Raw genomic sequence first — 16,280 nt, forward strand, 5'->3', positions numbered from 1 at the left:
CCATGCGTCCTTCCTTCTTCGCGTTTCTGAGCGGACTGCTCTTCGCCATCGGACTGGGCCTGGGCGGCATGACGGACCCGGCGAAGGTCCTGGCCTTCCTCGACGTCGCGGGCGACTGGGACTTCCGGCTCGCGCTGGTGATGGGCGGCGCCATCGCCGTGCACGCGCCGCTGCGGCGCCTCATCCTCCGTCGCGAGCAGCCCCTGTTCGCCGCGACGTTCCCGTCCTTCCCCCGTCAGCGGGTGGAGGCTGGGCTCGTGGGCGGCGCGGCGCTCTTCGGCGTGGGGTGGGGGCTCGCTGGCTACTGCCCCGGGCCCGCGCTCACGTCGCTCACGAGCGGTGCCGCGGGCGCGTGGGTGTTCGTGCCGGCCATGCTCGTGGGGATGGTCGTGGCCCGGCGCCTGTCCGCGTCCCGGCGGGTGAAGCCCTCGGATCCGCCAGAGGCCGTGCGTGCATAGTCGCGACCTGACGCACGCCGGGGACGCCCACGATGTGGACCCGCCAACGTGTGTTCACCTCGTAGGGCAGCTGGCGCGGTGGGGTTGTCGTGGGCAGGCTCGCGGCGTGCTCTCATGACCGCTCACTTGTCCGCGCGCCGCGAGGCGTCTCCATCCCGCAAGCCTTCATCGGTTTCCGAGCACCATCGGGTGCTGATCATCGGCGGCGGCACCGCGGGCATCACGGTCGCGGCGCGGCTGCGGCGCAAGGGCGTGCGGGGTGTCGCCGTGATCGAGCCCTCCGCGCAGCACTTCTACCAGCCGCTGTGGACGCTGGTGGGCGCTGGCGCCGCGGACATCGCGAGCACCGTGCGGCCGGAGGCGGACTACATCCCGGAGGGGACGCAGTGGATCCAGGACCGGGCGGAGGAGGTGGACCCCGTCCGTCAGCAGGTGCTCACGCGGGGCGGCGCGCGGCTGACCTATGACTTCCTGGTGGTCGCTCCGGGAATCCAACTCGACTGGGATCGGGTGCGCGGCCTGCGCGAGGCGCTGAAGACGCCGTTCGTGTCCAGCAACTACGACTTCCGGCTGGCGCCGAAGACGTGGGAGATGGTGCGGGCGTTCCAGGGCGGCACGGCGCTGTTCACCCATCCAGCCACGCCGGTGAAGTGCGCGGGGGCGCCGCAGAAGATCATGTACCTGGTGGCGGACCACCTGCGCCGGAGCGGGCTCGCGGGGAAGTCTCGGGTCGTGTTCGGTTCGGGGGGCAAGGTGCTCTTCGCGGTGCAGCCCTTCGCGCGGGTGCTGGAGGGCGTCGTGGAGCGCTACGGCATCGAGACGCACTTCAGCCACGACCTGGTGGAGGTGCGCGCGCACACGCGTGAGGCGCTCTTCGCGGTGACGCGCGACGGACGCCGGGAGGTGGTGACGGTGGGGTATGACCTGCTGCACGTTACGCCTCCGCAGAGCGCGCCGGACTTCATCAAGCGCAGCGCGCTGGCGCATCCGGACGGGCCGAACGCGGGCTGGGTCAAGGCGCACAAGCACACGCTCCAGCACCCCGACCATCCGAACGTCTTCGCCATTGGAGACGCGAGCGACCTGCCCACGTCGCGCACGGGCGCCGCTGTCCGGGCGGAGGCGCCCGTGCTCGTGGAGAACCTGGTGGCCGTGATGGAGGGGCGGGAGCCCACGGCGCGGTACGACGGCTATGCGTCCTGTCCGCTGGTGACGGGCTACGGGCGGATGCTGCTCGCCGAGTTCGATTACGAGGGCCGGCCCGCGCCGAGCCTTCCGTTCATCAACACCTTCGTGGAGCGCCGCGACCTGTGGCTGCTCAAGAAGTACGGACTGCCGCGCCTGTACTGGGACTGGATGCTTCGTGGCCGCGCGTGAACACTGGAGGAAGTGACCGCTCGACGGTGGGGCCTGCTCGTGCGACCGTCCTGGCCGTGACGCCCTACGACAAGATCTTCGAGAACAACAAGGCCTGGGCGGAGGAACAGCTCCGCGCGGATCCGGACTACTTCACCAAGCTGTCGGTGTCGCAGCAGCCGGACTTCCTCTACATCGGCTGTTCGGACAGCCGCGTGCCCGCGAACCAGATCATGGGTCTGGCGCCGGGTGACGTGTTCGTGCACCGCAACGTCGCGAACCTGGTCAACAACGTCGACCTGAACGTGATGTCGGTCATCAACTACGCCGTCCGGCAGCTGGACGTGAAGCACATCATCGTCTGCGGCCACTACGGCTGCGGCGGCGTGCGCGCGGCGATGCAGCCCAAGGACCTGGGCATCCTCAACCCCTGGCTGCGCAACATCCGCGACGTGTACCGGTTCCACAAACAGGAACTGGACGGCATCTCGGACGAGACGAAGCGCTACGAGCGGCTGGTGGAGCTCAACGTCCTGGAGCAGAGCATCAACATCATCAAGACGGCCGCCGTGCAGAAGTCCTACCTGGCGCGGGGCTTCCCCATCGTGCACTCGTGGGTGTTCGACCTGCGCAACGGCATCCTCCAGGACCTGAAGCTCGACTTCGTCGAGACGCTCCACAGCATCCAGGAGGTCTACGACCTCACGAAGGAGTGAGGCCTCAGTCCCGCGGGTTTTATTGCTTCCACACCATCCGCTCTCCTTCGGCCAGGCAGTGCCCTCGCTGAAGGAGCAGCGTCAGTCCGGCTTCCAGGACCGGGATGACCGCCTTGGTCAGCCGCTGGATGCCGAAGCAGCGGGCTGTTTCGCGGAGCAGGTCTTCGCGTTCCAGCGACAGGGCCTGGGTGAGCACAGCCGCCGCGGCGTTGGCCACTTCCTCCGGGGGAAGATGAGCGGCCTCGCGTTCGGGATGCGCGCCACGAAAGCCTGAGTACCGCGCCGGCCCCCGGCTGGTGGACCAGAGGAACTCCTCCTGGATCGTCACGGTCCCGCGCTTCGCGAGCGCCTGGAGCTGTTCCTCCAGCCTCTTGCGCACGCGGGGCGTCAGCTTGGTCAGCCCCCAGGCATCCAGGACGCGCCTGGCCAGCAGGTCCTCGTGGAGCGGCGCCTCCTGATCGATGACGGACTGGAGGTGCTCCCTCAGGGACGCGTCCGACGCGGTGGCGAAGAGGTCCGCTCCCTCCTTCATGGCGCGGAGGGTCGCCGGGACGTAGGCCTGGGCGGACGCGCTGGGACCGGCGACCACGGGCTGGGGCGAAGCCGGGGCGCTGGTGTTGACTGGCTGGACCGGAGGCGGTTCCGCGGCGAGCGGGGGCGGAACGGGCGCGGGCCGTGGCTGCTTCGCATCCTCCAGTGCGCGTTGGACCGCTGCCTTCAAGGCCTCCAGCTGTCCTGGCCGGTCCTGCTCCCATCCCAGGGACCAGACGCGGTGCAGCCGCCAGCCCAGGCCTTGCAGCACCTCGGAACGCAGCCGCTCGCGGTCCCGTGCGTTCGCCGCGGAGTTGTAGCGGGGGCCGTCGCACTCCACGCCCAGGATGTATTCGCCAGGGCGCTCGGGGTGGACGACCGCCAGGCCCACCCGGTAGCCGCCGCTCCCCACGTCGGTGTGCACCGTGCATCCGGCTTCGCGCAGCGCTTGCGCGACCTGCTGCTCCAGCGCGTCCGTGGGCTCGCGCTCGGCCGCGGCTGCCGCGAGAGCGTCCGCTTCAGCGGCCCGGCGGAGGAAGTCCCGCAGATGGCGCACGCCCACCGAGGCGGTCCGCGAGAGGTCGATCTGATCATGCGTCAGCGTGGAGTAGACCCGCAGGGCGCACCTCGCGCGGGTCACGGCGACGTTCAAGCGCCGCTCACCGCCCGCGCGGTTCAGCGGACCGAAGCTCATGCGCAGCTTTCCTGCGGCGTCCTTCGCGTAGCAGATGCTGAAGAAGATCTCGTCCCGCTCGTCGCCCTGGACGTTCTCCAGGTTCTTCACGAAGACGGGCTCGGACGAGGCGAAATGCGCCTCGACCTCCGGGAAGCGCGCCCGCTCGGCTTCGAGCAGTTCGAGGATGACCTGCTGCTGGACGGCGCTGAAGGTGACGACGCCGAACGTCCGCTCGTGCGGTGCGTGGCGGCGCAAGGCCTTCACCAGATCCGCGACCAGCACCTCCGCTTCGCGGGGATTGATGGCGGCGGACTTCCCGCTCAGCTTGGACTGATAGACCCCATCCGGAACGTGGCGCCACTTGACGCCCAGGTCTTCCACGCGAGCACGCGCGGCGGGGAACACATGGAGGCGGCCCGCGTAGTACTGCCGGTTGCTGAAGTCGATGAGGCTGTCGTGCCGGCTGCGGTAGTGCCAGCCCAGCATCTGCTGGGGGAACTGCTTCGCCAGGGCCTCCTCCAGGATGCTCTCCAATTCGATGACGTCGTTCTCGTCCGGGATCGCCTCCGGGTCCTCACCCCGGGTGAAGAAGGTGGTGGGCGGAAGCTGCTTGGAGTCGCCGACGATGAGGGCCTGGTCCGCGCGGGCCATCGCGCCGATGGCGTCGTGGGTGCCAATCTGCGAGGCCTCGTCGAAGACGAGCAGGTCGAAGCGACGGCCCTCCGCGGGCAGGTACTGGGCGACGGAGAGCGGGCTCATGAGGAAGCAGGGCTTGAGCCGCCGGGACAGGCTGGGAATGGAGGTCAGCAGCTTGCGCAGCGGCATGTGTCCCCGCTTCTTGCGCAGCTCCCGCGAGAGGATGCCGGGCTCCGAGCTCTCCGCTGCGAAGGCGACGCCGGACGGCAATTTCTGCTCCAGCGTGGAGATCACCTGCTGGCGGGAGAGGACCACATGCTCGCCGTCGAGCTGACGGAAGCGCTCCACCCGCGTCGAGTGAGCACGGGCCTCGAAGTCACGCAGCGCGGGATCCCTGTCCCTCAGGGCGTGGGTCCACGCGGTGAGGACCGCGCGCTCGAAGGCCGTGCCCAACTGCTCTTCCGTGAGGCCCTGGGCTTCCACCGCGTCCACGAACGGCCCATGGCCCAGCGCGCGGACCTTGTCGGCCTGGGCCTGATGGAGGCACCACGTCCGCAGGGAGCGGAGTCCTGACTGCCAGGCGTCCAGCTGCCGGCGCAAGGAGGCGCGGTGGTGCGGCGTGGCGGCGCTCTCCCAGGTGCGGGTCTTCACCAGGGCGCTCAGTGCCTCCTCGGCACGCGTGAGGCGCTCCAGGGCACTTCGCAGCGCCTGGGTCTGGGTCGCCAGCAGCTCGCGGGAGGCCGCGTCCGTGGGGACCTGGACCCGGGCGACGCCCAGGACGCCTCGAAGGTCGCGAACCCTCAACGCGCGGGTGGAGAGACCCTCCAGCGCTTCGGCGTGTGCCAGGTCCCGCGAAGGCACGCCCCGCAGCGTCGTCGCGAGCGCGTTGGCCTGGTCGGAGAGCTTCGGTCTCCACTCCAGCACCTGTCGCGCGGTGGCGAGGTCCTTCTCGATGTCGCGGTTGGAGGGCAGTCCCTTGGAGGCAAGCGACGCGAGCTGCTTCCGCGCGCTTCGCAGGAAGAAGAAGGCGAAGAGGAAGAACGCCCCGGCCCACTTCTGGAACCGGGCGTGAAGGGCCGTCAGGTCCAGGGTGAGGAGCCCCGTCCCCCAGCGCGAGGCCAGCTGGGTTTCGCGAGAGGTCTGCTCGCGCAGTGCGAGCGACTGCTCCTGGAGCTTTCGCGAAACCTCGGGCCATGCATCATCCAGCAGCGCGACGGAGGGCACCGGTCCACTGGCCAGGACCTCCCCCAACTCGACCAGGGGCTGCAGACCCTGCGTCGAGCCGGGGACGTCGATGCCGGTGGAGGCCGCGAGCGCCGCGGCCGTCTGCTCCACGCCGTCGAGCGCGGCGCGGGTCTCGGTCAGGGAGTCTCGGAGCTGCTGCTCGAAGGCATGGGTCCACGTGACACCGCGAACCGACTGCCACGGATGCGGCCCCAGGGCCCTCAATGCGCGAAGCGTGCTGGCGAGTCCTTCCACTTCATGACTGGCTTCGCGGAAGCGCGCTTCCGTGAGTTCTCCAGGGGAAGGAAGGCTCAGGTGCACGTCCGGGGCATCCCCCAGGGACAAGAGCCGGCCGGTCGCGCCGTAGAAGCTGAGCCCCAGGGGCCAGGGCCGGTGGAGTGCCCGGACGTAGGCGTTGAGCGCCTCCCGCTGGGAGGTGAGTTCGTCTGAACGCGCCTTCCAGGGTGGGACGGGCGTATGCCGGGTCCGCTCCCAGGCTCGGCCGAAGGACGCGAGCACTTCCTTCTTGTTGCTCTTGTGGCTGTGCAGCTCCAGGCAGAAGTCCTCGAGCCCCACGTCCCTGAGCCGCCGGTACACGACGTCCAGCGCCGCCATCTTCTCCGACACGAAGAGCACGCTCTTGCCCCGGGCAATCGTGGCGGCGATCAGGTTGGTGATGGTCTGTGACTTGCCCGTCCCCGGAGGTCCCTGGATGACGAACGAGCGTCCAGAGAGCGCGGAGGCGATGGTGGCGAGCTGCGTGGAGTCCGCGTTGACGACGCAGGGCAACTCCCCGGCTGGGACGTCGGCGTCCAGTTGCTCCGGTTGGAACTCCGTGCCGCTCGCGGGTGGCGCGGCGGTGCTGGCGGCGGCGATGTGGCGGACCAGCGGATTGGAGAGAAGGACTTCTTCGTTGTCCTCCAGGTCCTTCCACATCAGGAACTTGGTGAAGGTGAAGAGCCCCACGTGGGCCTCTTCCAGCACCTCCCAGCCGGCCTGCTTCTGGATGGAGGTGCGGACGGCGCGGAGGATGGCGGGAACGTCCACCCCCTTCTCGTCGGGCTCGAGCGACGTCAGGGCACTGACGTCGAGGCCGAACTCGCGCTTGAGCTTCTCCACCAGGGTGACGTTGCCCAGGGGCTCCTCGGGAAGGCGCTCGATGCGCAGTCGCTCACGGGCGCGGTCCAGGCGGAAGGCCACGGGGTAGAGCAGCAGCGGAGCGAGCCGCGCCGTCGAGGGATCGCCCGGGTCGAACCACCGCAAGAGTCCGATGGCGATGTAGAGCGTCTGGGCGCCGCCTTCCTCCAGGTCCGTGCGTGCCGTGCGCTCCAGGTATCTGGCGCGGGACCAGAGGTCGGCTTCACGGAGCGGGGAGTGGAGCAGTCCCTTGTCCAGGTCGCCGCGGCGGCGGGTGGCCACCTCCTCCCCGGTGCCCCGGGCCTTCAGGAGCTTCGCTTCACGGGCATCGAGCGAATCCATGTCCGGGGCGGGGATGATCTCGAAGGCCTCGCCTCCCGCCAGCGTGTCCTCGAACGTGGCGAGGTCTGGCATGTGGAGCTCCAGGGCGCTCCGCGTGTCGAGCCGGAAGTTGAGCAGCTTGTTGCGCAGCGTGAGGTCGAGCAGCTTCTCCTTCCAGCGGCTGAAGCGCGTGAGGACCTGGGCGCTCGGGGGTTTGGGTTCGACGGGTGGAGGCGCCGCCGCGGCGCTTTCGAGAATCGTCCGGATGCGCTCGTGCGCCGGCTCGCTCGACACCTGCTCAACGGGTGGGGCCTCCACGGCGCGAAGGGGAAGCGGGCGGTAGCGATCGAACCGGAGGACGCTCACATCGAGCGCGGCCACGAAGCGGCTGTCCTCCGAAAGGTGCTTGAGCCCTTCGCTGACGGCCCGCTCGAAGGGGGGACGCCCGGCGCCAACCGCCGTGGAGGAGTCGAAGGGGAGCAGGTGCCCCAGTGCGACGAGGTTGCGCAGCCGGGCCGCGTCCTCCACGAGCCCTTCCGGGAAGCGTTCGTCGATCAGCCACACCGCGGGGAACGCATGGCCCTGGACGAGCAGGAGCAGGGGGTGGAGTCCCATGGCCTCCAACGCGGAGGCGAAGAGGAGGGTGAGGTCCAGACAGCACCCCATGCGTTCCTGGAGGAGCTGATCCGGTAGCCGCACCTTCTGTCCATGAGACTCGAAGCTGGCGGGGAGCTCCACGTACCCGAGCTTCAAGGCCTGCACGGCTTCGTAGAGCGCGGCGGCCATGGCTCGAACATGGCTGGGATTGCGCTTCTGGTAGCCGCTCAGGCTTCCATCGCCCAGGGCCTGCTCCAGCAGGGTCCGCACATCCTTGAGCAGTTCGGGAATGACGGGATGATTGGGCGTGACGAAGGTGGCGAGCAGGCCCAGCGGGGCGCGCGTTCCAGGCCAATGGTTGTAGGGGAGGACTTCGACATCCAGGGCTCCCTCGCGAAGGAGCGTGGCGTCCTCGCGAAGCGCCCATCGCAGTTGGGCGCGCTCCGCCTCCACGACCGAGCGCAGACGCCCGGCGGGCAGGCGCAAGTCGATGACGCCGAGGTTGGCTTCCTCGCCCGGAGGCAGTGGCGGCACGGGGAGCTGAAGGGGCTCTCCCAGGTCGGGCAGCAACTGCAGCTCGAGTGTGGTCGGTCCCCGTGCCCGCTCACCTGTATTCCGGATGAGTGCCTCCCGGATGAGCGGAACGCCGCTCTGCTCCATGGCGAAGTTCAACGTGGGTGCGCTGAGCAGCTCCACTTGGACCGGAGGAACCGCCGGGACAGGAATGGCCGTGGACATGGGACCTCGAGTGCGGGTGGCCAAGGCGACACACCCCGCTGACCGCGACAGCATGCCACGCGTGCGGTTGGCCAAGGATCCACGGGGGAGGGCGGGGTCTTCTGGCCCCCCTCCCATGGGCGATGGACATGCCTCGGAGGGAGTCTTTGCGTGGCCCTTCAAGGGTATGAATGGATGGAGGTGGAAGACGTCGGACGCTCCATCCTCGTCCCTGCTGGAGGCCTTCGTTCCGTGCGCTTCTTCCTGACCCTCCCGGACGGACGTTCCTTCGCGCTGGAGAAGCCGGTGGTGTCCGTGGGCTCCGAGCCCGCGTGTGATGTCGTCCTCTCCGCACCGGGAGTGAAGGGCAGCCATGCGCTGCTGTTCCGCGATGCTCGTGGGTGGACGGTGTCCGCCGCGGGGCCGGATTGTGACGTCCGGGTTCGTGGCAGGCGCGTGGAGCTGGCGCCGCTGGAGCCGGGGGAGGCCTTCAGCGTTGGCAAGGCTTCGCTCACGCTGACCGTTTCAGCGGCGCCGGTGCGGGTGGAGTCTTCGGCGACGCCCTCGCGTTTGCTGGGCGTGATGACGGACTTCGCTTCGCGGCTGCTCGTGCAGCGGCCTGCGTCGGAGCTGCTGGAGACCGCGCTGCGGGGCATCGCGGACGTCACTGCCGCGGACGTAGGGGTGCTCGTGTCGGTGGAGGGCGACCGGCGGCAGGTGCTGGGGGCCACCGGCTCCGTACCGTCTTCGGTAGTGGTGGACAGTCTGGTGGATCAAGTCGTGGGCTCGGGGGCTCCGGTCCTGGTGCCGGACATCGCGGCGGATGCGGCGCTCGCGGGGGCTCCCAGTGTCCTGGCGTTGCGGTTGACATCCGCCCTCGTGCTGCCACTTCGCGCGGGCTCCGCGCCCCTGTGCGCGGTGTACCTGGGACGGCGTCTGGGCAGTCCTCCGTTCTCGACCCGCGAGTTGGAGGAGGCCATGGCGTTGTCGTCGCTCGCGGCGCTGCTGCTGGCCACGTCGCGGGAGCTGACGGAGCTGCGCGCCCAGGTGGACCGCCTCACGCAGCGCATCGCCGCGGCCACGTTCGAAGGGCTCATCGGTGAGTCCCCGGTCATGCGGAACCTCTACCGGCAGGTGGAACGCCTGGGGCCCACGTCCCTGCATGTGCTCATCCAGGGGGAGACAGGCACGGGCAAGGAGGAGGTGGCCCGCGCGCTTCACCGTCGGAGTGGTCGGCGCGGACGGCTGGTGGCCATCAACTGCGCGGCGCTTCCGGAGTCGCTCATCGAGCGCGAGCTGTTCGGCCACGTTCGCGGGGCATTCTCCGGCGCGACCTCCGACCGCGCGGGGTTGGTGGAGGCGGCGGATGGGGGCACGCTGTTCCTGGATGAGATGGGAGACATGCCGCTGCCGCTCCAGTCGCGCCTGCTGCGCGTCGTCCAGGAGCACGAGGTGACGCGGCTGGGCGAGCACCGTCCCCGCAGGGTCGACATGCGGGTCGTCGCCGCCACGCATCAGCCGTTGAAGGCGCTCGTCGCTCGGGGTGCCTTCCGGGAGGACCTCCTCTTCCGGCTGGACGAGGTGCGCGTGGAGGTCCCGGCGCTGCGGGAGCGCGGTGAGGACGTGCTGCTCATCGCGCACCATGTCCTGAAGCAGGAGGGGGCGCGTGCGCGGGGCTTCACGCAGAAGGCGGCGGAGGCCCTGCGCGGTCATCCCTTCCCGGGCAACGTTCGCGAGCTCGTGTCTCGCGTGCGGCGCGCGGCCATCCTGGCGTCGGGGGAGCTCATCGGCGTCGAGGACCTGGACCTGGCCGCGGACACGGCACCGCGGGTGCCCCTGGATGAGGCTCGCGATGCCTTCGTGCTGCGCTATGTGCGCGAGGCCATTGCCCGCAGCGGAGGCAGCAAGAAGGAGGCGGCCCGGGCCCTGGGCATCGGTGTGCGCTCCGTGTTCCGATACCTGGGGGAAGAGGAGTGAGGACGGCTCCCCCATCCTCGCAGCTGATCACCATGCGCTTCCCGCTCTCGGTCCTGCTGCTGGTCCTGCTCGTGGCCCCGGGGTGTCCGCTCGACATCCAGGTGCGTGAGGAGTGGGACGCCGGCTGCTTGGGAGACGCCTGCGTGCGCTCCTGCGCCGCGGACCGGGAGTGTCCCGAGGGGCAGCGCTGCTCCGACGTCTACAGGGAATGCGAACCGGGCCCCCGCCTCACCGAGCCCTGCTCCGACCCCCTGGCCTGTTCGACGTTCGCGTACTGCGTGAAGGGACGCTGTACACGCGATTGCGACCCGGGCTGCCCCACGGGCTACCAATGCTCACCGGCTCCGGAGTCCTTGTGCGTCGAGACCTGCGAGGGCCTGCCCCCCGAGCACCTGGGCGACTCCTGCGAGACCTCCATGGACTGCGCCCGCTGCGGCTTCTGCGCAAACCTGGGACGTGGGAAGACGTGTCACCAACCCTGCCGGTCGGATGCGGAGTGTCCCGGGGGACAGGCAGGCACGTGCGTGCAGCTCCTCGGCTCCACCCTCCGCGTGTGCCAGCAGTGAGGGCGCCCGGGGGTTTGATCGCGCGGATCCCGCTTCCTAGACTGCGCGCGCGATGACGGGCGAACTGTTGGCCGGCCGCTACCAGTTGGAGCAGGAGTTGGGGCGGGGCGGGATGGCGACGGTCTTCCTCGCCCTCGACCTCCGGCTGTCCCGCCGCGTGGCCGTGAAGGTGCTGCACCCGGGCCTGGATGCCCGCTTCACCGAGCGCTTCCGTCAGGAGGCGGAGGTGGTGGCCTCGCTCCAGCACCCCAACGTCCTGGCGGTGCATGACCTTGGCGAGGACGCCGTGCGCGGCCCGTTCCTCGTCTGTGAATGGGTGCAAGGCGAGAACCTGCGCGAACTGGCGCGGCGCCTGGCTCCATTGCCGCCGGAGGCCGTCGCGCTGCTGGGCTGGGAGCTGGCCCGCGCGCTGGACGCGGCGCATGCGCGCGGTGTGGTGCACCGGGACGTCAAGCCGGAGAACGTGCTCGTGGCGCGTGGAGGGCCGCTGAAGCTCGCGGACTTCGGCATCGCCGCGCTGGCGGACCAGGCTCGGCTGACGAGCACTGGCGCCGTCATCGGCTCGCTGCCGTACATGGCGCCGGAGCGTATGGATACCGGGGCGTGGTCCCCGGCGTCGGACGTCTACGCAGTGGGCGTCGTGTTGTTCGAGCTGTGCACCGGTTCGACGCCCCATGCAGGGGAGGGCAGTGCCCGGCTGGCGGTCTCGGTGATGACCCGCGATGCGCCGCCGTTGGTGGAGGCCGCGCCGGGCACGCCCGCGCCCCTGTCGGCGCTGGTCGCGCGGTGTCTTGCCCGGGATGCGCGTGACAGGCCCGGGGAGGGTGGGGCGCTGGCGCAGGAGCTGGAGGCGGTGCTGCGGCCGTGGGTCGGGGCTCCCGCCGAAGCGTCGCGTGCCTTCTTCCAGGCTCCGGAGTCCTGCGTGGCCCGCTGGCGCGAGGACCGGTTCCAGCGGCTGTTGGGCGAAGGCCGTGCGCTGCTCGCCGCGGGGCAGGGCGCCCGGGCTGCCCGGTGTCTCAACGCCGCGTTGGCGCTCCGGCCCGGAGCCCCCGAGGTGCTGGCGCTCCTGCGCTCGCGGCCCATGAGGAAGGGGCTCGCCCGGAGCGCGTGGGAGGCGCTCCCGCGCTCGTGGGCGGAGCACAAGCGGGCGTTCCTGGCGGCCCTGGTGCTCGCGGCGGTGTCGGGCGGGTTGGGGCCATGGGCATGGCGCGCGGGTGGCGCCAGGAGTCCGGCGGTGGCCACGGGGCAGGCGTCCGCGCCCGCGACGGATTCGGATGCAACGGTGCAGACCGCCGTGCCAGTTGCTCCTGCTGCGGGCTCGCCTGCCACGTCGGAGGACCTTGCCGCGCTCGCTCCCGGTGACGACTCCACTGCGACAAATGCCGTCTCCGCCGCGCTCGCGCCCGGTGACGACGCCACTGCGACAATGGCCGCCTCGGCCTCGGCACCGCCCGGCGCTGGCCTGCCCGCCACAAGCGAGGCCTCCGCCGCGCCCGTGGCCGTCGCCCGCCTTGATTCAGCGCAAAGCCCTTCGCGTCCCTTGCCTCAGGCGGCGGCCGGGACGCCGGTCCGGGGCGCGCGTCCGGAGGCTCCGGGCAGGTCGCCTCGGGCAGCGCCAGCGCCGCTGGCCCGCCCCGCCCAGGACTCTCTGCAACGGCCCGTGTCTCCGGAGCCCCCCGGCGACGAGCTGCCCGTCCGTGTCCCGGAGGCCCGGGACTTCGCGACGCTCACGGTGGCGACACGCCCCTGGGCCGAGGTGTTCGTGGACGGCCAGAGCCGGGGCTACACCCCTCGGCTGCGCGAGCTGCGGCTGTCTCCCGGCACGCACCGGCTCCGCTTCGCCAACCCCCTGTGCGAGCCCGTCGAGGAGGTGCTCGAAGTGGCCGCCGGCGCAGCCGCCTTCCGTGAAGTCTCCCTCCGGGTGCGCGACGCGGAGGTCACCCTCGTCGCGCCCGCGGCGTCCCGCGTCTTCGTCGACGGAGTGGAGGTGGGCGTGGCCCCGCTGCGCGACCCATTGAAGCTCTCGCACGGGGTACACCTCCTGTCCGTCCGCGACCCGGGAGGCCACGTGCTGAGGCAATCGCTCGACGCGGTGGCGGGGACCCACACCACGATCGTGCTGGGGGCCGCTCCATGAAGACCGCCATCGTCGCCCTGCTGCTCGCGGCGTCCTCTCCGCTGGGCCCCGCTCGCGAGGCCTATCAGTCCGGCGACCTGCCCCGCGCCCGGGCCGCGCTGGAGGCCCTGCTCCAGCCCCCTCGGCTCTCCCATCCCCAGGAGGAGGCGGAAGCCCACCTGCTGCTCGCGGCGACGCTCCACGCCCAGGAGGACCTGCCCCGCGCGGAGCACGAGGCCGTGGAGGGGCTCGCGCTCGACCCCGACGCGAAGCTGGACCCCCTGGTGTATCCGCCGGACTTCATCGCCTTCATCGAACGGGTGCGCGCGCAGCGCCATGACCGCATCGTCCAGCGCGCCGCCCGACTCCGCCCGCCCGTGCTCCTGCCCGGGCCCACGACCTCCATCACCGCTCCCGTCCTGGTCGAATCCCGCCCGGCCTCGCGAGGCTGGTACCTGGTGCCGTTCGGCGTGGGCCACCTCGTGCACGGCCAGCGCTCCAAGGGCACCGCGCTCGCGGTAGGGCAGGGCACGACGTTCGCCGTGTCCGCGGTCTCCCTGGGCGTGGCCCTGTCCCTGCGCGGCCCGGACGGCCGCTACTCGGCCCAGGACGCACCCACGGCCCGGGCCTTCAACGTCTCCTATCTCGTGGGGGCCTACGCCTTCGCGGCGCTCTACGCCTACGGCGTGCTGGACGGCCTGCTGTCCTCGCCCCCGCCACCCCACGGAAACGGGCCTGGGTGAGCGCAGCGACGCACTGACGCGGCGGCCCGTCCCGGTGTAGACGGGGAGGATGAACGACGTGAACCTGGTGGAGATCGCCCGGCGGTTCGAACGCAAGCAGGCCACCTCCGCGGTGGCGCTTTCGACGGCGTCCGCGCCGCTCGCGGACGGCTGGATGGCGTTCGGCGGCGTGGGGTCCTACATCAACAAGTCGTGCGGCTACGGCTTCGAGCGCGCCGTCACGGACGCGGAGCTGGACGCGCTGGTGGACTTCTTCGCGTCGCGTGGCGTGGAGCCCAAGGCGGAGCTGAGTCCCTTCGCGCCCCAGCCGCTGCTGAAGGGGCTGGCGGACCGGGGCTTCGTGCTGCGCGAGTTCGAGACGGTGCTGTACCGGCCGTTGCAGGTGGGGGAGGACCTGTCGCGGCTGGACCGGGGCGCTCCCGCCGGGCTGCGCGTCGAGCGGGTGGATCCGTCCGACGACGCGGCGGTGCACCGGTTCGTGGAGGTCGCCGGCAGCGGCTTCGTCCCGGAGGGCGAGTCGATGCCGGCGATCTTCCTGGAGATGGGATTGAAGGCGGCGCGCAACCCCGCCTCGGACTCGTACGTGGCGTGGCTCGACGGCGTGGCGGTGGGGGCCGGCAGCTGCGAGGTGAGCGACGGGCTCACCTCGCTGTTTGGCACGTCGGTGCTGCCCGCGTACCGGCGGCTCGGCGTGCAGCAGGCGCTCATCGCCGCGCGGCTGGCGCGAGGGCTGGAGAAGGGCAGTGACCTGGCGGCCATCATGTCCTCGCCCGGCATCCCCACGGAGCGCAACGCCATGCGCCTGGGCTTCCTCATGGCCTACTCCCGCGCCGTGCTGGTGAAGCCCGGCGCGGGGCTGGAGCCGTCTCCCTGAGCGTCAGGGGCTACGGCTGCGGCACGGTGTACGCCAGGGGCAGCAGGGCGCCGTTCTTGTTGAAGGGGTTGTAGCTGCCCTGCGGGCCCACCCAGCCGCAGCCTCCGTAGCCGCGCATCTCCACCACCTGGTTGTTGTCGTGGAAGGCCCACCACGAGGACTCGCTCGAGGGGCCGGCCCGGCCGATGTTGCCGGTGGGCACGGAGAACGGCGTGCCTCGCAGGTCCACGTTGGCCAGGCCCGTGCGGCTGCACCCCATGGCCGCCGCGTAGGTCATGGCCGTCACAGGCTCCTTGTTGACGTGCTTGAGGGCGCCGCTGGACGTCGCGAAGGTCTGGTCCCCGGTGTCCACGGCGAGGGTGACGGGGTTCAGCCTGACGCGCGTGAACCGGGTCCGCACGTCGGTGCCCGGCGAGTTCCCTCCCGACGTGTACTGCGAGTAGTTGGCGCCCTCCTCCGTGTGCACCAGGGGGAGGTACTCCCTGGGCGTGCCGGCCATGTCCTGGCACCAGGCCGTCCAGCGCTTTAGCGGGTCCTTGTTCACGAACAGCGCGTACTCGCCGTCCGGCGCACCGGGGCGGGCCGCCTGGAGGTCCTGGCACGTCGCGGGGAAGTTCTCACCGCGGTAGTGGAGCTGGAGCAGGCTGCCATGCTGGTTGAAGGGGTTGTAGCTGCCCTGCGGGCCCACCCAGCCGCAGAAGCCGTCACCGGACAGCGTGACGACCTGGCCGTGCTCGCTGGAGACGGCGGCGCCGGCCCCGTTCGCGCCGCCCACGCTGAACGCCTCCGCCTCCACCGTGAAGGGGGTGCCCCGGAGGTCGACGTTGCCCTGGCCCTGTCCGCCGCCGCACGCCATGGCCACGCCGTAGGGCATCGCGGTGACGGTGTCCGGCGAGTGCGTCAGCGCGCCGGTGGAGGAGGCGAAGGTCTGGTCCGCCGTGTCCACGCGCAGGGTCGCGGGGTCGATGCGCAGCCGGGCGAAGTGGGTGAGCACGTCGGTGCCGGGGGAGGCGCCGCCGGCGGTGTACCGCGAGAAGTTGGAGTCGGCGTCCGTGCGCGTGAGCGTGAGGTACTCGGCGGGCGTGCCGGCCATGTCGTGGCAGTACACGGTCCAGGACGCGCTGGTGTCACCCGCCACGTACAGCACGTAGTCGCCGTCCGGCGCTCCGGGCTGGGCGGTGCGGATGTCCAGGCAGCGGGTGGGCCGCTCGGTGAGGGCCTGGGGGCGCTCCGCCAGGGTGCCGGGGCTGGCGCTGTCGCTGGCGCCACAGCCGGCGGCGGCGAGCGCCAGGAGGCTCCAGGTCAGGGGCCGCGCGCGGCGGGGGAGGTGGGGGATGACGGAAGGCTTCTGGAAGTTCATGGGGCTGGGCTCCTGTGAGAGGTTGCGAAGCCTTCCCATCGCAAGGTCGGGGCCACGCGGGCCGCCAGGGCCTCGCCGTCGGGATTCCGGGGCGTTACGGGTGGGCGCGGCCCGCCGGATGACGTGGCCGCGCCGCGAACGTGCCAGTCCTGGCACGCGCGCTGGCTCCTCCGAGGAGGCGGCCTGTCATGCTCCCCTCAGGGCCCTCCACGGACATCGCGGCGGGCGCACCCCGGCGCCGCGCGGGAGGCACGGCGCCGGTGCGGGTCTCCGGC

The 16,280-nt window shown here is 71.1% G+C and carries 10 protein-coding genes; 8 read left to right on the forward strand and 2 right to left on the reverse strand.

Annotated elements, in window-relative coordinates:
* Nucleotides 1-2 precede the first annotated feature (2 nt).
* From D7Y04_RS21250 to D7Y04_RS21260, 3 genes are all read left to right on the forward strand, one after another.
* Nucleotides 3-458 (forward strand): DUF6691 family protein, encoded by a 456-nt coding sequence (locus tag D7Y04_RS21250; protein WP_121760498.1) that lies wholly within the window; start codon nt 3-5, stop codon nt 456-458.
* Nucleotides 459-572: 114 nt separating this feature from the next.
* Entirely contained in the window at nt 573-1,835 is a 1,263-nt protein-coding gene (locus tag D7Y04_RS21255) for an FAD/NAD(P)-binding oxidoreductase (RefSeq protein ID WP_121760499.1), read from the forward strand.
* Nucleotides 1,832-2,530, forward strand: coding sequence for a carbonic anhydrase (locus D7Y04_RS21260; protein WP_233601521.1), 699 nt, complete (start codon nt 1,832-1,834; stop codon nt 2,528-2,530). Before D7Y04_RS21255 ends, D7Y04_RS21260 begins: the two co-directional genes overlap by 4 nt.
* Before the next feature lie 19 nt (nt 2,531-2,549).
* Here D7Y04_RS21260 and D7Y04_RS21265 read toward each other — a convergent pair whose 3' ends face one another.
* A complete protein-coding gene (locus tag D7Y04_RS21265; RefSeq protein WP_158627572.1) occupies nt 2,550-8,390 on the reverse strand; it encodes a DUF3320 domain-containing protein in 5,841 nt (1,946 codons plus the stop codon).
* A 231-nt stretch (nt 8,391-8,621) separates the two neighbouring features.
* Here D7Y04_RS21265 and D7Y04_RS21270 point away from each other — a divergent pair, with 231 nt between their 5' ends.
* From D7Y04_RS21270 to D7Y04_RS21290, 5 genes are read left to right on the forward strand one after another with little or no spacing between them, the layout of a single operon-like run.
* The gene (locus D7Y04_RS21270) at nt 8,622-10,346 is read left to right on the forward strand and encodes a sigma 54-interacting transcriptional regulator (protein WP_121760540.1); all 1,725 of its coding nucleotides are present in this window, start codon (nt 8,622-8,624) and stop codon (nt 10,344-10,346) included.
* Between the two features lie 32 nt (nt 10,347-10,378).
* Nucleotides 10,379-10,912, forward strand: coding sequence for a latent transforming growth factor beta-binding protein (locus D7Y04_RS21275; protein ID WP_121760541.1), 534 nt, complete (start codon nt 10,379-10,381; stop codon nt 10,910-10,912).
* Between the two features lie 52 nt (nt 10,913-10,964).
* Nucleotides 10,965-13,049 (forward strand): serine/threonine-protein kinase, encoded by a 2,085-nt coding sequence (locus D7Y04_RS21280; RefSeq protein ID WP_121760502.1) that lies wholly within the window; start codon nt 10,965-10,967, stop codon nt 13,047-13,049.
* Nucleotides 13,046-13,771: a hypothetical protein gene (locus tag D7Y04_RS21285; RefSeq protein ID WP_121760503.1), complete on the forward strand. Its 726-nt coding sequence runs from the start codon at nt 13,046-13,048 to the stop codon at nt 13,769-13,771. Before D7Y04_RS21280 ends, D7Y04_RS21285 begins: the two co-directional genes overlap by 4 nt.
* A 49-nt stretch (nt 13,772-13,820) precedes the next feature.
* On the forward strand, nt 13,821-14,645 hold the full coding sequence (locus tag D7Y04_RS21290; RefSeq protein WP_120598512.1) for a GNAT family N-acetyltransferase: 825 nt from the start codon (nt 13,821-13,823) through the stop codon (nt 14,643-14,645).
* 10 nt (nt 14,646-14,655) lie between these two features.
* Here D7Y04_RS21290 and D7Y04_RS21295 read toward each other — a convergent pair whose 3' ends face one another.
* Nucleotides 14,656-16,005, reverse strand: a complete 1,350-nt coding sequence (locus D7Y04_RS21295) for a GON domain-containing protein (RefSeq protein WP_121760504.1) — start codon at nt 16,003-16,005, stop codon at nt 14,656-14,658.
* Nucleotides 16,006-16,280 lie beyond the last annotated feature (275 nt).

The sequence above is a fragment of the Corallococcus sp. AB038B genome, from assembly GCF_003668955.1.
In the GTDB taxonomy this organism is placed as follows: domain Bacteria; phylum Myxococcota; class Myxococcia; order Myxococcales; family Myxococcaceae; genus Corallococcus; species Corallococcus exiguus.